This window comes from Pseudomonas sp. SCT (assembly GCF_003864275.1).
Taxonomy (GTDB): Bacteria; Pseudomonadota; Gammaproteobacteria; order Pseudomonadales; family Pseudomonadaceae; genus Stutzerimonas; species Stutzerimonas stutzeri_AE.
On record NZ_BDJA01000006.1, the window covers coordinates 273,328 to 293,828 of the forward strand.

A 20,501-nucleotide genomic window follows, 5' to 3' on the forward strand; every position below is an offset into this window, starting at 1 on the left:
CGCTACCGATAACCGCCTCGGGCATGTAAGATTGACGGCTTTTCCGGGCCAGAAAGCCCATTGCCGCGGCTCGTCCCGTGCTGCCATGCACCCCGTCCAGTCGACGGAAGGTGCAGTCCCGATTCGCTTTCCGCTGGAGATACCCGATGGCGCTTGAACGCACCGAGGTGGAAAAGATCGCTCACCTGGCCCGCCTGGGCCTGTCTGAAGCCGACCTGCCCCGCACCACCGAGACCCTCAACAACATTCTGGGCCTGATCGATCGCATGCAGGCGGTCGACACCACCGGCATCGAGCCCTTGGCCCACCCGCTGGAGACGACCCAGCGACTGCGCGCCGATGCGGTCACGGAAACCAACCAGCGTGATGCCTATCAGGCCATCGCGCCTGCCGTGGAAGACGGTCTCTATCTGGTTCCGCGAGTGATCGAGTGATGAAGGACACCGACATGCACAACCTGACACTTGCCGAAATCGCCCGCAACCTTGCCGAGAAGCGCTTCTCCGCCGAAGAGCTGACGCGCACCCTGCTGGCACGCATCGAACAGCTCGATCCGCAGCTGAACAGCTTCATCAGCGTCACCGATGAACTCGCCATCGCCCAGGCCAAGGCCGCCGACGCGCGTCGCACCGCCGGTGAAAGCGGTGCGCTGCTCGGCGCGCCGATCGGCCACAAGGACCTGTTCTGCACTCAGGGCATCCGTACCAGCTGCGGCTCGAAGATTCTCGACAACTTCAAAGCCCCGTACGACGCCACCGTGGTGGAACGCCTCGCCGCTGCCGGCACGGTCACCCTCGGCAAGCTGAACATGGACGAATTCGCCATGGGCTCGGCCAACGAGTCGAGCTATTACGGCCCGGTGAAGAACCCCTGGGACCTGTCCCGCGTACCGGGCGGCTCCTCCGGCGGCTCCGCAGCGGCCATCGCGGCGCGTCTGCTGCCCGCTGCTACCGGCACCGACACCGGCGGTTCGATCCGCCAGCCAGCCGCGCTGACCAACCTCACCGGACTCAAACCGACTTACGGCCGGGTTTCGCGCTGGGGCATGGTGGCCTACGCCTCGAGCCTCGATCAGGGCGGCCCGATGGCGCGCACGGCCGAGGATTGCGCGCTGCTGCTGTCGGCCATGGCCGGCTTCGATGCCAAGGACTCCACCAGCGTCGACCAGCCGCTGGACGACTATCTCGCCGCATTGAGCCAGCCACTCGCCGGCCTGCGCATCGGTCTGCCGAAGGAGTACTTCGGCGCCGGTCTGGACCCGAAGATCGCTGACGCCGTGATGGCTTCCGTCGAGGAGCTGAAAAAGCTCGGCGCCACGGTAAAGGACATCAGCCTGCCGAACATGCAGCATGCGATTCCTTCCTATTATGTGATCGCGCCGGCCGAGGCCTCCTCCAACCTCTCGCGTTTCGATGGCGTGCGTTTCGGCTATCGCTGCGAAAACCCGGTCGACCTCACCGACCTCTACAAGCGCTCACGTGCGGAGGGCTTCGGCGACGAGGTCAAGCGACGCATCATGGTTGGCACCTACGCGCTGTCGGCCGGTTACTACGATGCCTACTACCTCAAGGCGCAGAAGATCCGCCGTCTGATCAAGCAGGATTTCGTCACTGCTTTCGAGCAGGTTGACCTGATCCTCGGCCCGACCACGCCGAACCTGGCCTGGAAGCTGGGCGAGAAGAACGCCGATCCGGTGTCCGCCTACCTCGAGGACATCTACACCATCACTGCCAACCTGGCGGGCATTCCGGGCCTGTCGATGCCGGCCGGCTTCATCGATGGCCTGCCGGTAGGCGTACAGCTGTTGGCGCCGTACTTCCAGGAAGCGCGCCTGCTGAACGTGGCGCACCAGTATCAACAAGTCACCGATTGGCACACGCGCGCCCCGGCCGGATTCTGAGGAGATTGAAGATGCAGTGGGAAACCGTGATCGGGCTGGAGATTCACGCACAGCTCGCGACCCAGTCGAAGATCTTTTCCGGCAGCGCCACCACTTTCGGCGCCGAGCCCAACACCCAGGCCAGCCTGGTCGACCTCGGCATGCCCGGCACCCTGCCGGTGCTCAATGCCGAAGCCGTGCGCATGGCCTGCAAGTTCGGCCTGGCGATCGATGCCGAGATTGCGCCGAAGAACGTCTTCGCGCGCAAGAACTACTTTTACCCTGACCTGCCCAAGGGCTACCAGACCAGCCAGATGGACCATCCCATCGTCGGCAAGGGCTATCTGGACATCACCCTGGAAGACGGCAGCAGCCGGCGCATCGGCATCACTCGTGCGCACCTGGAAGAGGACGCCGGCAAGAGCCTGCACGAAGACTTCCACGGCATGAGCGGCATCGACCTCAACCGCGCCGGCACTCCGCTGCTGGAAATCGTCTCCGAGCCGGACATCCGCTCCGCCAAGGAAGCGGTCGCCTATGTGAAGGCGATCCATGCGCTCGTCCGTTACCTCGGAATTTGCGACGGCAACATGGCCGAAGGGTCGCTGCGCTGCGACTGCAACGTCTCGGTGCGACCCAAGGGCCAGGCCGAGTTCGGCACCCGCGCCGAGATCAAGAACGTCAACTCGTTCCGTTTCATCGAAAAGGCCATCAACCACGAGGTGCAACGGCAGATCGAGCTGATCGAGGACGGCGGCAAGGTGGTACAGGAAACCCGCCTTTACGACCCGAACAAGGACGAGACGCGCTCCATGCGCAGCAAGGAAGAAGCCAACGACTACCGCTACTTCCCCTGCCCCGACCTGCTGCCGGTAGTGATCGAGCAGAGTTTCCTCGACGAAGTGCGCGCCAGTCTGCCGGAGCTGCCGGTGCAGAAGCGCGAACGCTTCGAGAACGAGTTCGGCCTGTCCGCCTACGACGCCACGGTGCTGGCCGCCAGTCGCGAGCTGGCCGACTATTTCGAACAGGTCAACGCTACCTGCGGCGATGCCAAGCTGGCGGCCAACTGGGTGATGGGCGAGTTGTCCAGCCTGCTCAACAAGGACGGCCTGGACATCGAACAGTCGCCAGTCACCGCCGAGCAGCTGGGCGGCATGATCCTGCGTATCAAGGACGACACCATCAGCGGCAAGATCGCCAAGATGGTCTTCGAGGCGATGGCCGCTGGCGAAGGCTCGGCTGACGAGATCATCGAGAAGAAAGGCCTCAAGCAGGTCACTGACTCCGGCGCCATCGAGAAGATGCTGGACGAAGTGCTCGCGGCCAACGCCGAGCAGGTCGAACAGTACCGCGCCAGCGACGAAGCCAAGCGCGGCAAGATGTTCGGCTTCTTCGTCGGCCAGGCGATGAAGGCATCCAAGGGCAAGGCCAACCCCGGCCAGGTGAACCAACTGCTGAAGAAAAAGCTCGAAGGCTAAGCTGAGCGATGACTGTCCGCGATTGCAGTCGTTGCAGTCGCGGACATCACCAGCATGCTCCCGGCACCGCAATCACGTCGCCATACCTGCCGCGGGCCATCGCCGACTCAGCGATCGACCCAACGGAAGGATTGTTCATGCGCCTGACACGCCTCACTGCCCTGCTTTTGCTCGCCATATTGGCCAGCGGATGCGCAGATCGCCAATCGACGCAACCGACCAAAGCGCCGCCCACAGCCCAGGATCGCTTCAGCCAGAGCGGCAAAGCCTCCTATTACGCACGAATGCATCATGGCCAACGCACCGCCAATGGCGAGCTGCACGATCAGAACGCCCTGGTAGCGGCGCATCGCAGCCTTCCCTTCGGCACCAGAGTGCGTGTGACCAACGAGCAGAACGGCAAGCAAGTGGTGGTGCGCATCAATGACCGCGGGCCATTCCGCCGCGGCCGAATCATCGACCTTTCACGCGCCGCCGCGATGCAACTGGACATGCTGAAAAGCGGCGTGGCCCGCGTACGTATTGAAACCCTCCCATGACCGACAAAATTCCGAATTCGACACCCGCCGTTAGCGCTGAATCTGCTTTTAAAGGAGCGCTTGTATGTCGCTGGTGACTTTCGCCTATCTGCTCGGCGGGCTGGTGCTGCTGGTGGTGGGTGCCGAATCCCTGGTACGCGGCGCAGCAAAGCTGGCCAGTCGCTTCGGCATTCCACCGCTGATCATCGGCCTGACGGTGGTCGCCTTTGGCACCAGCGCCCCCGAAACCGCCGTCAGCGTGCAGGCCTCGCTAAATGGCAGCGGTGACATCGCGGTAGGCAACGTGATTGGCAGCAACATCGCCAATATCCTGCTGATTCTCGGTCTTTCCGCACTGATAGCCCCGCTGGTGGTGTCTCGGCAACTGATCCGCCTGGACGTCCCGGTGATGATCGGTGCCGGCCTGCTCTGCTACGGCTTGGCCTGGAACGGCAGCATCAGCCGCCTGGATGGCGCGCTGCTGCTCATCACCCTGATCGGCTACACCGCGTTCCTGGTCGTCGCCAGCAAGCGAGAGAAGCCGGCCATAGACGCCGACGAGTTCGCTGCGGAATTCGGCCCCGCCGAAGCCGAAAAGCCATACGCCTGGGTGCTCCAGTTGTTTTTGATCCTGCTGGGCCTGGGCCTGCTGGTCGGCGGCTCTAATCTGCTCATCGAAGGGGCCGTCGGGCTGGCTCGCGCGCTGGGTCTGTCGGAGCTGGTCATCGGACTGACAGTCGTAGCGGTCGGCACCTCGATGCCCGAGCTCGCAACCTCCGTGCTGGCGGTTATCAAGGGTGAACGCGACATTGCCGTCGGCAATGTGGTGGGCAGCTGCATCTTCAACCTGTTGCTGGTGCTCGGCGCCGGCGCCGCGGTAGCCGCGGACGGCCTGTCCATTTCACCCAATGCGCAGTCGTTCGACTTTCCGGTGATGCTGGCGGTATTCGTTGCCTGCCTGCCGATCTTCTTTTCCGGTTACTGCATTCAACGCTGGGAAGGCATGTTGTTCTTCGCCTATTACGTCGCGTACACCCTCTACTTGGTGATGTTCGCCACGGGACTCGGTGCCATCGAATTGCTGCGCGATGCGATGCTCTGGTTCGCCTTCCCCTTGACGGCCGTCACGCTTTTGGTGATCTTCCTGCGCGCCTGGCAACACCAGCGCTGAAACACCCACTTTCTGGATTTTTTGCGGAGCGCCCCATCGTGACCCTGATGACCTTTGTCTACCTCATAGCCGGCCTGGTGCTGCTCGTTGCCGGCGCGGAGGTCCTGGTGCGAGGTGCAGCCAAACTCGCCGCCCAGTTCGGCATCTCCCCACTGGTCATTGGCCTCACCGTGGTCGCCTTCGGCACCAGCGCGCCGGAGACGGCCGTCAGCGTGCAGGCCGCACTCAATGGCAGCGGTGACATCGCGATTGGTAACGTCGTGGGCAGCAACATCGCCAACGTACTGCTGATTCTCGGCATGACCGCACTGGTCGCACCACTGGTGGTATCGCGTCAACTGATCCGCCTGGATGTGCCGATCATGATCGGCGCCAGCCTGGTGACCTTCGGCCTGGCCTGGGACGGCGAACTCAGCCGTATCGACGGTGCACTGCTGTTCACCGCGGTAGTGGTCTACACGCTGTTCCTGATCATAAGCAGTCGCCGCGAAAAAGCTGCGGAAGTCGACGACGAGTTTGCCAAGGAGTTCGGCCTGGATGAGCCGGCCAAGCCGCATGCTGGGCTGATCAACGCTGGCCTGGTGATCGCAGGCCTGGTGTTGCTGGTGGTGGGTTCCAACTTCCTCGTCGAGGGCGCCGTGGCCCTGGCCCGGGCGCTCGGCCTATCGGAGTTGGTCATTGGCCTGACCGTGATCGCCATCGGCACCTCACTGCCAGAACTGGCCACCTCGATCATGGCGGCCTTTCGCGGCGAGCGCGATATCGCCGTCGGCAACATCGTTGGCAGCAACATCTTCAACCTGCTCTGCGTACTCGGCCTGGCCTCGCTGGTGTCGCCGCAGGCGATCGGTGTGTCTTCGAACGCGCTAGCCTTTGATTTCCCGGTGATGATCGCGGTAGCGGTAACCTGCCTGCCGATCTTCTTCGCCGGCTACTGCATCAAGCGCTGGGAAGGCGCCCTGTTCGTCGCCTATTACGTGGCTTACACCCTGTACCTGGTGCTGACCAGTACCGGCCGCCCGTTCGCGGAAACCTTTGGCGACGCCATGCTGGGCTATGCACTGCCGCTGACTGCGATCACGCTGCTGGTCATCGCCGGCCGCGCCTGGAAAGCTCAGCGCGGATAACAAGCCGAGCCACCGGGCGGGCCTGTCGGGCCCGCCCTATTCAGCCTTCGCGCGCCTGCGGGCGCGGCAGCTCGAGCACCTGCGCGCTCTCCTCCGCGTCCCCCATACGGCTGAGGGTGCCATCGACCACCGCGCCGTTTTCCATGCTCAATTGGCGATAACGGATGTTGCCGCGGACCCGCGCATTGGAGTGCAGTTCGAGCAGATGCTCGACCACCAGATCGCCGACGATGGTCCCGTCGATCAGCGCATCGTAGCTACTGACGTTTCCCTCGATCCGGCCCTCGGCACTTAGCGCCAGCAGGCTGTGAGTGCCAGCCTTGTGACTGACATTGCCGCGCACCTCGCCACTGACCTTCAGCCCCTCTTCGAACGTCACATCCCCGACCAGTGCAAGATTCCCGGAGATCAGGCTGGAAAACTGGTCAATGGTGACGCGGGATTCGGACTTCTTCTTGAACATCATCTACTCCAGAAAATTAACGGGCTTTCTTCTGCTGACGAAAGAAAGCCAGGTCGGTCTGCAGGCGCTCGACCTGCGCCGATAGCGTGGCGATACGCCTGAGCAGTTGCTCTTCGATGGCCTGAGTTTCCTGGCGCTGCAGGCGAACCTGCTCCAGCTCAGCCTTCATTGCCTGAGCCTCCCGACCGAGTACCTCGACCCGCTGCGCATGCTGCGTTTGCTCCTGGCCGCGCAGATAGAGCAACGCGCCGATTACGCACAGCAACGCGAAAATGATCCAGCGGCCGGTCCGCACGCTACGAGCCGCATGTGGTCGGTGTTCGGCGCGCAGCAGTTCGCGGGTGGTCGGGCGCTTAGTCCTCAGCCATGCCATCGCTGATGCGCTCCAGATCGCCGAGGGCCAGGAAGCGCTGCGGGTCGACGAAGCGACCCTTGTGCAGCACCTCGAAATGCAGATGCGGGCCGGTCGAACGTCCGGTAGAGCCTACGGCGCCGATGCGCTGCGCCGGGGTGACCAGGTCACCCTGGCGTACATCCAGTCTCGACAGATGCGCATAGCGCGTAACCAGACGATTACCGTGGTCGATCTCCACCAGCTTGCCGTAGGCACCGCGGTAACCGGCGAAACGCACCCGACCGCCAGCCGCAGCAATGACGTCGGAGCCGGATTTCAAGGCGAAATCGACGCCCGAATGGAATGCCAGCGTCTTGCGGAAGGGATCGATACGATTGCCGAATGAAGAGCCCAGACGAGCCTCGCCCACCGGTCGTTTCGAAGGGATGGCCATCAGCGCTGCGTTACGTTCGGCGACTCGCTGCATCAGACTATCGAGCATTACGCGCATGCAGCGCGCAGACGTTTCGCTGCGCTGCAGATCGGCGAGGGTGGCGCGTTCGCTTTCGGCCGAAAGCTCGCCGGAACAACCGCGCGCAGGCAACAGCGCGCCACCCTGCCCCACGCTCCCGGCACGCGCGGGACGATCCGGCACCAGAACCGGCAACAGCGTCGGGTCCAGAGCAGACAACTGGCCGTGCAGCGTCTGCTGTTGATCCATCATCTGCTGCAGCGCGATCAGGTCGGACTCAAGGGACTTCAACCGTCCTACCACCTCGCCCACGCGGGCAATTGCGAAGCGGCCTTCGCCCTCCGACACATCGTCCAGATGCGTGATTTCGATCTGCGCGTGCCGATCAGCGCCTACCCATACCCCACCGGCGAAGCTTGCCAGACTTACGCTCAGCACGATCGCCAAAGCTGGCAGTGTCAGCCGGCGCAGGTTCACCACACGGATATCATCCCGCGTCAGTGATCGGTTCGTAGGTGTGAAAAAAGCCATGAATGATTCCCTAGAACATAGAGCGGCCGCCTCGCTAGGCAAGCCGTTGAACGTCCAGGGCAATTTGACGGAAACGCGCTTTTTTTTCTGAGGCCTGATGACCGATTACGACCATCGCGCTGCGATTCTTAAACCGAAACACCGCATTGGCGACGAACGGCGCAGAAGTGCGTCGACAGGCAGCCTAGATCCAGCCCAGCCAGCCCAGCAGGAACAGCCCCGCGTTGATGCTCAGCGCCGCCATCAGCGTCGTGATGACGATGATCGTCGCAGCAAGCTGGTGATTGGAATTCACGGCACGTGCCATGACGAAGCTCGCCGCCGCCGTCGGGCTGGCGAAATAGAGAAACAGAATGCCCAGCTCCGCGCCCCGGAAGCCACAGGCCCAGGCACCCAGCGTTGCGAGCGCCGGCAACCAGACCATCTTCATCAGGCTCGAACTCAGTGCGCTGCCGCTGCTTTTGCGCAATGCATCCAGAGAAAGCGTCGCGCCGATGCAGATTAGCGCCAGCGGCAAGGTCATCTGCGCAAAGTACTGCCCCGACGTCATCAGCCAACCAGGCAAAGCGACTTGCCAATAAGCAAACGGCACGGCCGCCACTACACCGATGATCAACGGATTGCGCAGAATGCTGAGCAGGATGTCCTTCGGCCCGACGCGTCCGTCCGGGCTGTAGATGGCCAGTACCACGGCCGAGAGGCTGTTGTAGACGAGGATCACCACACCAGCGAGCACGCCGCCGAGCGAAAGGCCGTAATCACCATAAAGACTGCTGGCCAGCGCCAGACCGACAATCCCGTTGTTGCCACGAAACGCACCCTGAACGTAAACCCCACGATCCGGAGCCGGGCAGCGCCAAAGGGCCCAGAGCCAGGCCAGGGCAAAGGTGGCTACGGTCGCGAGCACGAAATAAAGGAGCAGTGCAGGCTGCAGCGCCGCACTCAGATCGGCCTTGATGATCGAGATAAACAGCAGAGTCGGCATGGTGCCCTTGAACACCAGCGACGAGGCAGTATGGACGAACGCCGAGTCGATCCAGCGCAGGCGCATGAGCGCGACGCCAAGAAACAGCATGGCAAACACCGGAGCAGTGACGCTCAGGGTCTGCAGAACGAGGGAAAACATGGGAAAAGCCTGCAACTACGAGAGGTGCAAGCATAAAGCATGAGCTACGCGAGGGCTCGACGGCCGTGTCGCTGACGACGTCCGGCCCCCGCGCAATTGCCGCTTCGAATCAGCGTCGAACCGGACGCTTCTGCAATTTGCGCTGCAATGTCCGCCGGTGCATGCCCAGCGCGCGGGCCGTAGCGGAAATGTTGCCATCATGCTCGCTGAGCACCCGCTGGATATGCTCCCACTGCAGGCGGTCGACCGACATGGGATTTTCCGGTACCAGGCTGTCGAGGTCGGCATGCTGAGACAGCAGTGCGGCCAGCACATCGTCGGCGTCGGCAGGCTTGCACAGGTAATTGCAGGCGCCACGTTTGATCGCTTCGACCGCCGTGGCGATGCTCGAATAGCCGGTCAGGATCAGCACCCGCATCTCCGGGTCCAGCTCGAGCAGCTTGGGTAGCAGTACCAGCCCCGAATCGCCCTCCATCTTCAGGTCAAGCACTGCATAGTCGGGAATATCCTGCTTGGCCAGGGCCAGGCCCTCTTCGGCCGAACCGGCGATGCTGACCTGCAGCCCACGGCGGCTCATGGCGCGAGCCATCACCCGGGTGAACGTCGGATCGTCATCCACCAACAGCAGGTGAGGTTGTTCTTCGCCCTCTTGCTGCAACTCGTCGGTCATCTGTGCATTTCCTCGCATTGGTCACGATCAGGGTCAGGCGCGTACCGAGCCATGCGGCAAGCGCAGTTCGGTCAGTGTGCCACCTTCTTCGTGATTGTAGAGCTTCACTGTGCCACCGGCGCGCGTAACGCTGGCCTGGCTGAGAAACAGACCAAGGCCGAAACCCTTGCCCTTGGTCGTGATGAATGGCCGCCCAATCTGCTCGGCGATGGCCAGCGGCACGCCAGCACCATGATCGCGGATGGTCAGCCGAATCCACTGTGCATCCCAGTCCAGGCGAATCTCGAGATCTTCCGGACTGGCGTCGGTGGCGTTGTTCAGCAGATTGAGCAGCGACTGGCTGAGGTCCGCCGGTGGCATCAGCTTCGGCGCGCTGCCGAGGCCCACACAGTGGAAGCGGTAGGTGGCCTCGGGACGCATGAGGTGCCAGCGCTGTAGCACCGATTCGACCCATTCGCGCGCCGTCTGCTCGACTACGGCCTGCCGCCGATCCGCCTCGGCAGCACGAACCAGCTGGCGCAGGCTTTCCTTGCAAAGCTGGACCTGCGATTGCAGCAGGCCGAGATCCTCGTTCAGCTGCTCGTCGTTATATTCCTGCCGCAGTTCCTTGAGCAGCACGCTCATGGTCGCCAACGGCGTGCCCAGTTCATGGGCGGCACCGGCGGCCTGGGTCGCCACGGCCAGCAGCTGCTGGTCACGCATGCTCTCCTCACGGCGCTGGGCTTGTTGCTGTTCCTGGCGGCGCAGCTGCTCGGCCATGCGCGCGACGAAGAAGGTGATCAGCGCCGCCGCCAGGGCGAAGCTCAGCCACATGCCGTAGACCTGCAGTGTCGCGCGCTCGAATGGAGGCAGGGTGAGCGGGTCGTACCACACCAGCATGAGCGTATAGCCCAGCAGCGCCAGGCCGGAAAGCACGATGGAATACAGCCAGGGCAATGTCGCCGCGGCGATCGTCAGCGGAACCAGATAATAGGAAACGAAGGGATTGGTCGAGCCGCCCGAGTAATACAGCAGGGCGCTGTGGACCAGCAGATCGCAGCCCAGATGCACTGCATATTCGAGCTCGGTTACCGGCCAGGGTCCGCGCAAGCGCAGCGCGGTCCCCAGGCAAAGCACGGCGGACACCGCCAGGGTGATGCCCAGCGCCAGCCAGGGCAGCGTCAGCAGCTGGGTTGCGTAAGCCACACCGACCGCGCCGGACTGTGCGGCCAGCACCACGATGCGAATAAGGGTCAGAAGCCGAAGGTTCTGCCGACTGGCGGACAGCAGCGGGACGGATGCGTACATGGAGTCTCCAACAATTCGGCGGAGTATAACCAAGCCGTTCGCAAGCCAGCCCGAAATGCGGCAACTCGACGCACGGACTGCTGCACACATTCGCTGACGGAGTTAGAGTCTTGAGCTACCGCACCGTCCCGGTGCCCTTGCCAAGGACCCGTTATGCACCCATCCCTCCTCCGCCGCGCAGCCTTCGTCGCCGTGGTCGCGAGCATCACCAGCCTGCCCGCCATGGCCGAAGAGGCCCGCTACAACCAGGTTGCCCTGCGCGCCGAAGTCAGCAGCGAAGTGGCCCATGACCGCATGCACGTCACGCTCTACAGCGAAGCCCAGCACAGCGACCCCGCCGAACTCGCGGCGCAGACCACTCGCACGTTGAACCAGGCGCTGCAGACCGCTCGCCAGAACAAGGACGTGATCGTCAGCCAGGGCAGCCGCAACAGCTACCCGGTCTACGACGACAAGGGTCAGCAGATCACCGGCTGGCGAGAGCGTGCGGAGCTGCGTCTGGAAAGCGGCGATTTCGCCAGTCTGTCGAAACTGACCGCCGAACTGATGAAAAGCCTGAAGATGGGCGGCATGTATTTCAGTGTCTCCGATCCGATCCGCAAGCAGAACGAGGATGCTTTGCTCAAGGATGCCGTAGCCGCGTTCCAGGCCCGGGCGCAGCTGGCGACCGAAGCGCTCGGTGGCAGCGGTTACAAGCTGGTGAGCCTAAACCTCAACGGCGGTGGCTTTCAGCCGGTCATGCGTAGCAGCGCCATGAAGATGGACATGATGGAATCGGCTCCGGTACCGGAGATCGAGGCAGGCACTCGTCAGGTCACGATCAACGCCGACGGCGTCATCGAAATCCAGATGCCGTGAGAAAAGTTGACCATTTGGTCCGCTTGTTACATATCTGCTTACAAATTCCGAACCCACGCCATGCAAGGGCTAGAGAGCGATTCAACGAGCCAATTGAGAACGAAATGCAGTAAACCGTAAATTCTCGTTTACGAATGATTATCATGCGGGCGCCAACGAGACGGCTACAAGGAGCCCGCATGTCTATCCCCTTCTCACGTACCGCCCTGTCCTGCGCCCTCATCGGCTGCAGCTGGACGGCCTTCGCTCAGAACGCGCCTGTCACGCTCAACGACACGGTTGTCAGCGCCTCCGGCTTCGAACAGAAGATCACCGAAGCGCCGGCCAGCATCAGCGTCATCAGCCGTGAAGATCTGCAGCAGAAGCGCTACAACAACCTGGCGCAGGCTCTGGGCGACGTGGAAGGTATCGACATCGGCCAGGGTACGGGCAAGACCGGCGGTCTGAACATCAGCATCCGGGGTATGCCGAGCCAGTACACCCTGATCCTGATCGACGGGCGCCGGCAGAACGCGGCGGGCAACGTCACGCCCAACGGCTTCAACGAAACGTCCACCAGCTTCATGCCGCCGCTGTCTGCCATCGAGCGCATCGAGGTCATCCGCGGCCCGATGTCGACGCTTTATGGTTCCGACGCGATGGGTGGCGTGATCAACATCATTACCCGCAAGGTGGCCAAGGAGTGGACCGGCTCACTGACGCAGGATTACACCTACCAGGAAGATCGCGACTTCGGCGATACCCGCAACACCAGCATCTACGCCAGCGGCCCGCTGGTCGACGGCCTGCTGGGCCTGCAGCTGCGCGGAAGCCTGTTCGATCGTGAAGCGTCCGACCTGAGCTACGGCGACGGCATCGAAGTGAGCAAGCGCGGTCCCTCCCCCGTCGAGGGCCGCACGCATAACCTCGGCGCCCGCCTGACCTTGACGCCGCACGAGGATCACGATTTCGGCCTGGACGTGGAACGTGGACGCCAGGTCTACAACAACGACGAATGTCAGCTCGGCAGCCTTGATGGCCAGAATCAGGAATGCAGCGCCAGTGCGGCTACCCGGGCAAATGGTTACGACGACGAGCTCCGTTTCGAACGTGAGCAGATCGCGCTCACCCATACCGGTCGCCTGGGCTTCGGCACGCTCGAATCCAGTCTGATGCACAACACCACCGAAACCATTGGCCGCACCATTCCCGGCACCATCGACAGCCCAACCGCAGTGCCAGGTGCCATCGGCGGTGCGCCACGCGAACTGGAGACGACCAATCTGGTACTGGACACCAAACTGGTCGCACCCGTGGGTGATTCGCACATCGCCACGGTCGGCGGCCAGTGGTGGAAAGCCGAGATGGACGACGGCATCGCTCAGACGACGTTCGAGCAGAAAACCTGGGCCGTCTTCGCTGAAGATGAGTGGCGCCTGCGTGAAAATCTGGCGTTGACACTGGGTGCCCGCTACGACGATCACGAAGCCTTCGGCGGTCATGTCAGCCCACGCGCTTATCTCGTCTGGAATACGTCCGACAACTGGACCATGAAGGGCGGCGTTAGCCGCGGCTACCGTACGCCAGATCTGAACGACCTTCATTCCGGCGTGAATGGCGCCACACGTCAGGGCCAGGTCATCACCATCGGCAACTCCGATCTCGAGCCGGAAACCACGACGAGCACCGAATTCGGCGTGTATTTCGACAACCTGGCTGGCTTCAATGCCAACGCCACGCTGTTCCACAACAAGTTCAAGGACAAGATCGCCAGCGGCGACCCCATCCAGATCACCGGACGCCCAGGAATTCCCGACGGCAGTTATGCGCAGCAGATCAACATCGACGAGGCCGTCACCCAGGGTCTGGAGCTTGCCGCAAGCTGGGCATTCGCCCCAGCCTGGACGCTGAGCGCCAACTACACCTACACGGACAGCGAGCAGAAGAGCGGTGACAACAAGGGCGAACCCCTGACCAACACGCCGGAGCACCTGGCCAATGCGAAGCTGAACTGGCAGACCACCGACCGTCTGAATCTCTGGTTGAAGAGCGAGTACCGCGGCGAGCGCGCTCGCTTCACCTCCTCGTACGAGAACCTAGCCAACGCCAACGGTACCTACTCCACCAATCAGTCCATCTACGACACGTTGGGCAAGAACACCAAGGCGTACACCCTGTTCCATCTGGGCGGGTCCTTCCGCGCCTCGGAGAACCTGACCTTCAACGCGGCTATCTACAATTTGTTGGACAAGGATTTCGTCGACGGCAAGGCATACAGCACCTACTCCTCACCTAACGCAAATGGCATCGGTGGCGGCGTAGCGAACGGCACAGCCTTTGGCACCGACTTCTCCCACTCGACCGCCGGCACTACCGGGGTGATGGAAGAAGGCCGCCGTCTGTGGCTATCCGCCAACTTCACCTTCTAACCGCCTAGAAATACAACGAGCCGGGTCTATCCCGGCTTCGTTGTTTCCGGCACAGCCCTTGGCAGCCAAGACGCGAATGTATGCTGTTTGTAAATCTTTAGCATCTTCTCGTCGAGGCACCCTAGAATTCGCACCACTTTTCTCCAAGGTAAGGATCACCATGCGTCTGTGGCTCGGCACGTTGCGCCAATGGCACTGGATCAGCTCGGCGCTGTGCCTGGTTGGCATGCTGTTGTTCGCGGTCACCGGTATCACGCTCAACCACGCCGGCCAGATCGAAAGCAGACCCCAGGTGCAAAGCCGCGCCGCGCAGCTTCCTGATCCGCTGCTCGCCCAACTACAAGCCGAAGCGCCCGAGTCGGGCCTGCCCGTCGAGCTGCGCGAGTGGCTGGAGCAGACGCTGGACATTCGCCTGGCCGGACGTGAGGCCGAGTGGAGCGATGGGGAACTCTACGTCGCCCTGCCTCGCCCCGGCGGCGACGCCTGGCTGAGTCTGAGTAGCGAAAGCGGTGAACTCGAATACGAGTCGACCGACCGCGGCTGGATCGCCTACTTCAACGACCTGCACAAGGGCCGCCATACCGGCGAGGCCTGGAGCTGGTTCATCGACTTCTTCGCCGTTGCCTGTGTGGCGTTCAGCCTCACCGGCCTGCTGCTCCTGCAACGTCACGCCGGCAGCCGTCCCAGTACCTGGCCGCTGGTGGGTTTGGGGCTGGTAATTCCGCTGCTACTGGCGCTGCTCTTCATTCATTAAGGACTGCTCATGCGTAAACGCCTGTTGTTGCCCCTCGTCCTGCTCAGCGCCCCGCTATATGCGGCGGACCTGCAGCTGGACGTGGAAATCCCGCGTCTGGATGTCGCCGAGTACCACCGCCCCTATGTCGCCATCTGGCTCGAGCGCCCGGACCAGAGCCACGTTGCCAATCTGGCGGTGTGGTACGACACCAAGCTCAAGGACAAGGAAGGCGAGAAATGGCTCAAGGACCTGCGCCAGTGGTGGCGCCGTAGCGGCCGCAGCCTGGAGATGCCGGTCGATGGTGTCAGCGGTGCTACCCGCGCCGTGGGCAGCCACTCGCTGAAGTTCTCGGATCAGCATCCGGCCCTGAAGGCGCTGGAAGCTGGCGAATACCGCGTGGTGGTCGAAGCCGCCCGTGAAGTCGGCGGCCGCGAACTGCTGCGCGTTCCCTTCAGCTGGCCGCCTCAGCAGAGCGCCGAGCACCAAGCCCAGGGCCAGAGCGAGCTGGGCGCAATCACCCTCAAGCTGACCCCATGAACAGGAAGCACGCCATGAAACCCGTCATCAAATGGACCACCCTGGCGCTCGCCGTCTGTCTGCCGCTGTCGGCCCAGGCCCACCGCGCCTGGATGCTGCCCTCGGCCACCGTGCTCTCCGGCGAAGAGCCGTGGATCACCGTCGACGCTGCCGTTTCCAACGATCTGTTCTACTTCGAACACGTACCGATGCGCCTCAAAGGCATCGGCGATACAGCCCAGGCCCCGGCAGGCGGCCCGCCGGGCATGCGTCGGCCGGTTCCCGAGCTGCAGATCATCGCGCCGGATGGCTCGAAGGTCTCCGCGCAGAACGGCGCTGTCGGCCGCTACCGCAGCACCTTCGATGTGCAGCTGAGCCAGAAAGGCACCTACAAGCTGGCCGTAGCCAACAATGGCCTGTTCGCCAGCTGGAAGGAAAACGGTCAGCCGCGCCGCTGGATGGGCACCGCGGAAAGCTTCGCCAAAGATGTCCCGGCCAAGGCCGACGGGCTCAAGGTCAGCCAGACCAGCAACCGCATGGAAGTGTTCGTCACCTCCGGCGCGCCGTCCAGCGAAGTACTTGCACCGACCGGCCAGGGCCTGGAGCTCAAGCCCGTCACCCACCCCAACGACCTGTTCGCCGGCGAAGCGGCAGACTTCGTCTTCCTGCTCGACGGCAAGCCGGCCGACGATGTCGAGATCAGCGTGATTCCGGGTGGCAACCGCTACCGCGACGAGCTCGGTGAGATCAAGACGAAAACCGACAAGGACGGCAAGGTCAGCATCACCTGGCCGGAAGCCGGCATGTACTGGATGGAAGCCGAGCTGACCACCACCAAGGGCGTCAGCAAGCCGGCCACCGAGCGCCGCGCCAGCTACAGCGCAACCCTGGAAGTGCTGTCGCCCTGACGCTCAGGCAGCGACCGCTACCGCATTCCCCGCAACGAGTCCGCTTCTTGCCCAGACCTTTCCAATCCGTCCGGCGTCTGTCGCCGCTGCTCGGCTGCCTCGCCGTCGCTGCGCTGCTGCTATGGTGGCAGCCGCCACGAGCGATCAGCGCTGCCGTAGTCGTCCTCGTCTATCTGGCCATGTCGCTGTATTGCTGGCGCGGACAGCTACGCCGCAAAGCAGCATCTACCGACGCGACCTCGGCGCTTGTGGTGACCTATGCCAGCCAGGGCGGGCAAGCCCGGCTCTATGCCGAGCGCAGTGCCGAGCAGCTTCGCGAAGCGGGCATGAACGTGCAGCTGCTGCCGCTGAATGCGCTGGAGCCGAGCCGGCTGCCAGCGCGGCGCATCCTGTTCGTCGTCAGCACCTATGGCGAAGGCGAAGCGCCGGACAACGGCGCCCGCTTCGAACAGCGCCTGAACGCGGCAAATCTGCAGCTGCAGGACCTCGAGTACAGCGTGCTGGCCTTCGGTGATCGCCAGTACCGGGATTTCTGCGCCTTCGGCCGCCGCCTCGACGAGCGTCTGCGCCAGCTGGGGAGCGTGCCGCTGTTCGACCGGCTGGAAGCCGATCGCGGCGATCCTGGCGTGCTGCGTCACTGGCAACACCAGCTCGCCCACCTGAGCGGCAACAGCAATTTCAGCGACTGGCTGCCGGCACCCTATCAACCCTGGCGCCTGACCGGACGCCATCGCCTCAACCCGGGGAGTTCCGGTGCGCCGGTACATCTGCTGACCCTTGCCCCGCCGAGTGAACAGGCATCATGGCGCGCCGGCGATATCGTCGAGGTCGGCCCGCGCCACGCCCCCGCGCGCATCGAAGCCTTGTTGCACGATGTGGGTCTCGACTCTCTTGAGTTGTTCGACGGCCAAAGCCTGGCCGCACAGCTGTCCAGAAGGCATCTGCCCGCGACTGGCGACCTGCACGGCCTCGACGCCGAGGCGCTGCTGGCCTTGCCGCCGTTGCCGCACCGCGAATATTCCATCGCCTCGATACCCGCGGACGGCGCCGTGCAGCTGGTGGTGCGCGAAGCCTTCCACAGCGACGGCACTCCCGGGCTCGGTTCCGGCTGGTTATGCCGCTACGCCGCCATTGGCGAAGAGATCGATCTGCGCATCCGCAGCAACCCCTCATTCCACGGCCCGGACGCCGCCACGCCACTCATCCTGATCGGCAACGGTACGGGCATCGCCGGGCTGCGCGCGCATTTGCGCGAACGCGCGGCGCAGCCCGGCTCGCGTAACTGGCTGCTGTTCGGCGAGCGCAACGCGGCGCACGACTACCTCTTTCAGGGCGAGTTGCAGCAGTGGCGTGATGGCGGTCATCTGCAGCGGTTGGATCTGGCGTTCTCCCGTGACCAGCCCCACAAGCGCTATGTACAGGATGCACTGCGCGACGCGGCGGACGACCTGCGCCGCTGGGTCGATCAGGGCGCGGCGATCTACGTCTGCGGCAGCTTGGAAGGTATGGGGCAGGAGGTGCAGCAAATACTGCTGGGCCTGCTCGGTGAGGCGCAGCTGGAGCAACTGAGCGAACAGGGACGCTATCGGCGCGACCTGTATTGATAACCTGAGCCCCCGGATGAGCCATCAGTAGACAAAAAAAAGCAGCATCCACCGGGTGGACGCTGCTTGAAGATCCCAACGAGGAACCGGCCTAGGCCGGGGAAGCTGACGAAGCACGTCTAGTGCTGCGCCAGCAGACGGGGCGACTCAGAAAGATAGATTCGCACCAACTCCAAATGCGCGAGGTGCGCCAGGCAGAATGTTGTTGTTGCTGTGGGCGGAAGCGTAGTAGTCCTCGTTCAGCAGGTTCTCGACATTCAGCTGCAGGCGCAGGTCGGGGCTGACGGCGTAATAGACCGCAGCGTCGACGCGCACGAAGCTGGGCAGCTCGACCTTGTTGTCGGCACTGGCATACACCGCGTTCTGATAGACGGCACCAAGCCCGACGCCCCACTGGGAGTTGAAGTTGTAGCGGTTCCAGAGCGAGACGGAGTTGCGCGGTACCTGACTGAGCTTGTTGCCATCGCTCGCGCCGGGCGTTTTGATTTCGCTTTCCTGGTAGGCATAGCCACCAATGATTTGCCAGGCATCAGTCAGGTTGCCAGTCAGACCAAGCTCAACGCCATCCACGCGCTGTCCGTCAACAAGAATCGAGCGGGCGTTGTTGTCGGGATCAGTAATCGCGACGTTGGTGCGATCGAGGCGGTAGACCGCAGCGGTGGCGGCCAGACGCGGGTTGATGTCCCATTTCACGCCGACTTCACGGTTGGTGAACTCTTCCGGATCGAGCGCCTGGGTGGTGGCGGTAAGTCCGGCAAGCTGCTCGCCCGCGCGCGGCACATAGGCTTTGCTGTAGCTGGCGTAGAAGGACAGGTCATCCAGCGGCTTGTAGATCAGGCCGGCACGCGGCGACACCAGGTCGTCGGAGCTCGAAAGTTGCTGACCGTTGCGGTAGTTGCTGTGATCGATCGTTACCTTGTCGTAGCGCGCCCCAAGGATCAATTCCCACTGCGAGTTGAGCTCGATCTGGTCCTGCAGATAGAGCGCTGCGGTCTTGGTCGTACTGCGATTGTCGGTATCGGTGGCGCTCTGGCGGAAATATACCGGCCCGCTGTAGCGCGGACTCTGCGGCGTCACCTTGACAGACTTTATCTCATCGTCCTTCGGGTCGAAGAACCCTGTTTCACGGAAATTCTCGGTCACTTGGCGGCTTAGCTCGCCACCGACCAGGATGGTGTGATCCATGCCCATGGCACTGGTGGCGATGGTCACATCGGTCTGGTTGATCAGGTTGGTGCGATCGGTGGCGTTGTTGTAGGCGCCAATGCTGATCGACGAGCTGGTCGCTGCGGCGGAATCCGGGAAGACGTTCTGGTAGAACTTCTCGTAATCGGCGAAACGGGTCTGGTTGACCAGGGTGACGTTGTCGGAAAATTCATGCGTTACCCGCGCATTCAGGGCATCGACCTTCGCGGTGGCATAGCTAAGATCCGCGTTACCGACGAAGATCGACTCGTCCAGCTTCATCGGTTTGCCATTGAGCGACGGCACGCCACGGTCGACGGTGCGATCGTCATCGAAGTGCTCGTAGCCTACCTCGACGGTGGTTGCATCGCTGACGCGGAATGTGGCGGTCGGGTTGATGGCCCAACGCTCCAGATCCACATCGTCGCGGAAGCTCTCGGAGTCTTCGAACATCGCGGTCAACCGCACTGCGACGTTCTCATTGACCGCCTCATTGAAATCGCCGGTCATCCGGCGGTTCTTCCAAGAACCATAATTCAGGCCCAGTTCGTGACCATCGGTCCAGTTGGCCTGCTTGGTCACACGGTTGATCAGGCCACCGCTGGCGCCGCGGCCGAAGACCATGCCACTGGCCCCCTTGAGTACCTCGACTCGCTCGACGTTATATAGGTCGCGCAGGTACTGCACATCGTCACGCATCCCATCGACAAAAAAGTCGGCTGTCGAGGTATTGCCCCGTAGGATCGGCGCATCACGATGCCCCTCGCCCTGCGCCATCTGCACGCCAGGCACGTAGCGGACGACGTCCGCCATGCTCTGCATGTTCTGGTCCTTGATCTGCTTGTCGGTCACGACGGTGATGGACTGCGGAATGTTGCGCAGCTGCGTGTCGGTCTTGGTGGCCACCTTGGTGCGCTCGACGCGGTAGCTGTCGCGCTTCTCCACGACCTCCATCGAATCCAGCGTGACCGTATCGGCAGGCGCAGCAAGGGCGCACTGCGCCGATGCGAGCAAAGGCAACCCGTACACCGCCATTCGTACGGCAGTTGCCACTTTCGTTGTGTTGAAGCGTGACCGCTGAGACATCTCTACCCCCAATAAAAACACTCGTTATGAATGCGAATTGTTTGTGTTTATTTTTGTAATCTTAATGTCGTAAAAGGATTAAGTCTACTGGGACGGGCTTTCGCTCCCTGGAAGCATCAGCGGGGGTGGGTGGAGAGCAAGCGG

19 protein-coding genes are annotated in these 20,501 nt (G+C 62.7%); 12 read left to right on the forward strand and 7 right to left on the reverse strand.

Going from position 1 to position 20,501, the window contains the following annotated elements:
* Positions 1–146: 146 nt before the first annotated feature.
* The 6 genes from gatC (at position 147) to BHD08_RS16755 (ending at position 6,173) form a co-directional block, all read left to right on the forward strand.
* Positions 147–434: an Asp-tRNA(Asn)/Glu-tRNA(Gln) amidotransferase subunit GatC gene (gene gatC, locus BHD08_RS16730; RefSeq protein ID WP_015278048.1), complete on the forward strand. Its 288-nt coding sequence runs from the start codon at positions 147–149 to the stop codon at positions 432–434.
* Positions 435–448: 14 nt separating this feature from the next.
* Positions 449–1,900, forward strand: coding sequence for an Asp-tRNA(Asn)/Glu-tRNA(Gln) amidotransferase subunit GatA (gatA, locus tag BHD08_RS16735; protein ID WP_125023614.1), 1,452 nt, complete (start codon positions 449–451; stop codon positions 1,898–1,900).
* Between the two features lie 11 nt (positions 1,901–1,911).
* A complete protein-coding gene (gatB, locus tag BHD08_RS16740) occupies positions 1,912–3,357 on the forward strand; it encodes an Asp-tRNA(Asn)/Glu-tRNA(Gln) amidotransferase subunit GatB (RefSeq protein WP_125023616.1) in 1,446 nt (481 codons plus the stop codon).
* Between the two features lie 137 nt (positions 3,358–3,494).
* Positions 3,495–3,896, forward strand: coding sequence for a septal ring lytic transglycosylase RlpA family protein (locus tag BHD08_RS16745; RefSeq protein ID WP_015278051.1), 402 nt, complete (start codon positions 3,495–3,497; stop codon positions 3,894–3,896).
* 64 nt (positions 3,897–3,960) lie between these two features.
* A complete protein-coding gene (locus BHD08_RS16750) occupies positions 3,961–5,046 on the forward strand; it encodes a calcium/sodium antiporter (protein WP_125023618.1) in 1,086 nt (361 codons plus the stop codon).
* 38 nt (positions 5,047–5,084) lie between these two features.
* Entirely contained in the window at positions 5,085–6,173 is a 1,089-nt protein-coding gene (locus BHD08_RS16755) for a calcium/sodium antiporter (protein ID WP_125023620.1), read from the forward strand.
* A gap of 40 nt (positions 6,174–6,213) precedes the next feature.
* On the opposite strand, the gene BHD08_RS16760 is transcribed toward BHD08_RS16755, so the two are convergent.
* From BHD08_RS16760 to BHD08_RS16785, 6 genes are all read right to left on the reverse strand, one after another.
* Entirely contained in the window at positions 6,214–6,639 is a 426-nt protein-coding gene (locus tag BHD08_RS16760; RefSeq protein WP_041756753.1) for a polymer-forming cytoskeletal protein, read from the reverse strand.
* A 13-nt stretch (positions 6,640–6,652) separates the two neighbouring features.
* Positions 6,653–7,009: a hypothetical protein gene (locus BHD08_RS16765; RefSeq protein ID WP_125023622.1), complete on the reverse strand. Its 357-nt coding sequence runs from the start codon at positions 7,007–7,009 to the stop codon at positions 6,653–6,655.
* Entirely contained in the window at positions 6,990–7,973 is a 984-nt protein-coding gene (locus tag BHD08_RS16770; protein WP_125023624.1) for a M23 family metallopeptidase, read from the reverse strand. Before BHD08_RS16770 ends, BHD08_RS16765 begins: the two co-directional genes overlap by 20 nt.
* 184 nt (positions 7,974–8,157) lie before the next feature.
* On the reverse strand, positions 8,158–9,099 hold the full coding sequence (locus BHD08_RS16775; protein WP_015278056.1) for an AEC family transporter: 942 nt from the start codon (positions 9,097–9,099) through the stop codon (positions 8,158–8,160).
* Positions 9,100–9,208: 109 nt separating this feature from the next.
* A complete protein-coding gene (locus BHD08_RS16780; protein WP_014821408.1) occupies positions 9,209–9,769 on the reverse strand; it encodes a response regulator transcription factor in 561 nt (186 codons plus the stop codon).
* 33 nt (positions 9,770–9,802) lie between these two features.
* Complete coding sequence (locus BHD08_RS16785) at positions 9,803–11,056, reverse strand: ATP-binding protein (RefSeq protein WP_015278057.1); 1,254 nt, start codon at positions 11,054–11,056, stop codon at positions 9,803–9,805.
* A gap of 153 nt (positions 11,057–11,209) precedes the next feature.
* On the opposite strand from BHD08_RS16785, the gene BHD08_RS16790 reads away from it, so the two are divergent.
* The 6 genes from BHD08_RS16790 to BHD08_RS16815 all read left to right on the forward strand — a co-directional run bounded on the left by BHD08_RS16790 (position 11,210) and on the right by BHD08_RS16815 (position 18,086).
* Positions 11,210–11,914: an SIMPL domain-containing protein gene (locus BHD08_RS16790; RefSeq protein ID WP_015278058.1), complete on the forward strand. Its 705-nt coding sequence runs from the start codon at positions 11,210–11,212 to the stop codon at positions 11,912–11,914.
* Between the two features lie 179 nt (positions 11,915–12,093).
* Positions 12,094–14,322 carry a TonB-dependent receptor domain-containing protein gene (locus tag BHD08_RS16795; protein WP_125023626.1) on the forward strand — a complete coding sequence of 743 codons (2,229 nt, stop codon included), beginning with the start codon at positions 12,094–12,096 and terminating at the stop codon, positions 14,320–14,322.
* Between the two features lie 160 nt (positions 14,323–14,482).
* Complete coding sequence (locus BHD08_RS16800) at positions 14,483–15,076, forward strand: PepSY-associated TM helix domain-containing protein (protein WP_125023628.1); 594 nt, start codon at positions 14,483–14,485, stop codon at positions 15,074–15,076.
* A gap of 9 nt (positions 15,077–15,085) precedes the next feature.
* Positions 15,086–15,595 carry a DUF2271 domain-containing protein gene (locus BHD08_RS16805; RefSeq protein WP_125023630.1) on the forward strand — a complete coding sequence of 170 codons (510 nt, stop codon included), beginning with the start codon at positions 15,086–15,088 and terminating at the stop codon, positions 15,593–15,595.
* Positions 15,596–15,609: 14 nt separating this feature from the next.
* Positions 15,610–16,482, forward strand: a complete 873-nt coding sequence (locus tag BHD08_RS16810; protein ID WP_125023632.1) for a DUF4198 domain-containing protein — start codon at positions 15,610–15,612, stop codon at positions 16,480–16,482.
* Between the two features lie 47 nt (positions 16,483–16,529).
* Positions 16,530–18,086 (forward strand): sulfite reductase subunit alpha, encoded by a 1,557-nt coding sequence (locus BHD08_RS16815; RefSeq protein WP_125023634.1) that lies wholly within the window; start codon positions 16,530–16,532, stop codon positions 18,084–18,086.
* A gap of 147 nt (positions 18,087–18,233) precedes the next feature.
* Here BHD08_RS16815 and BHD08_RS16820 read toward each other — a convergent pair whose 3' ends face one another.
* A complete protein-coding gene (locus BHD08_RS16820; RefSeq protein WP_256678710.1) occupies positions 18,234–20,300 on the reverse strand; it encodes a TonB-dependent siderophore receptor in 2,067 nt (688 codons plus the stop codon).
* Positions 20,301–20,501: the final 201 nt, after the last annotated feature.

Excerpts from the sequence above, each read along its gene's own strand:
- gatC (WP_015278048.1), top strand. The coding sequence starts at position 147 with ATGGCGCTTGAACGCACCGAGGTGGAAAAGATCGCTCACCTGGCCCGC.
- gatA (WP_125023614.1), top strand. The coding sequence starts at position 449 with ATGCACAACCTGACACTTGCCGAAATCGCCCGCAACCTTGCCGAGAAG.
- gatB (WP_125023616.1), top strand. The coding sequence starts at position 1,912 with ATGCAGTGGGAAACCGTGATCGGGCTGGAGATTCACGCACAGCTCGCG.
- BHD08_RS16745 (WP_015278051.1), top strand. The coding sequence starts at position 3,495 with ATGCGCCTGACACGCCTCACTGCCCTGCTTTTGCTCGCCATATTGGCC.
- BHD08_RS16750 (WP_125023618.1), top strand. The coding sequence starts at position 3,961 with ATGTCGCTGGTGACTTTCGCCTATCTGCTCGGCGGGCTGGTGCTGCTG.
- BHD08_RS16760 (WP_041756753.1), bottom strand. The coding sequence starts at position 6,639 with ATGATGTTCAAGAAGAAGTCCGAATCCCGCGTCACCATTGACCAGTTT.
- BHD08_RS16765 (WP_125023622.1), bottom strand. The coding sequence starts at position 7,009 with ATGGCATGGCTGAGGACTAAGCGCCCGACCACCCGCGAACTGCTGCGC.
- BHD08_RS16770 (WP_125023624.1), bottom strand. The coding sequence starts at position 7,973 with ATGGCTTTTTTCACACCTACGAACCGATCACTGACGCGGGATGATATC.
- BHD08_RS16775 (WP_015278056.1), bottom strand. The coding sequence starts at position 9,099 with ATGTTTTCCCTCGTTCTGCAGACCCTGAGCGTCACTGCTCCGGTGTTT.
- BHD08_RS16780 (WP_014821408.1), bottom strand. The coding sequence starts at position 9,769 with ATGACCGACGAGTTGCAGCAAGAGGGCGAAGAACAACCTCACCTGCTG.
- BHD08_RS16785 (WP_015278057.1), bottom strand. The coding sequence starts at position 11,056 with ATGTACGCATCCGTCCCGCTGCTGTCCGCCAGTCGGCAGAACCTTCGG.
- BHD08_RS16790 (WP_015278058.1), top strand. The coding sequence starts at position 11,210 with ATGCACCCATCCCTCCTCCGCCGCGCAGCCTTCGTCGCCGTGGTCGCG.
- BHD08_RS16795 (WP_125023626.1), top strand. The coding sequence starts at position 12,094 with ATGTCTATCCCCTTCTCACGTACCGCCCTGTCCTGCGCCCTCATCGGC.
- BHD08_RS16800 (WP_125023628.1), top strand. The coding sequence starts at position 14,483 with ATGCGTCTGTGGCTCGGCACGTTGCGCCAATGGCACTGGATCAGCTCG.
- BHD08_RS16805 (WP_125023630.1), top strand. The coding sequence starts at position 15,086 with ATGCGTAAACGCCTGTTGTTGCCCCTCGTCCTGCTCAGCGCCCCGCTA.
- BHD08_RS16810 (WP_125023632.1), top strand. The coding sequence starts at position 15,610 with ATGAAACCCGTCATCAAATGGACCACCCTGGCGCTCGCCGTCTGTCTG.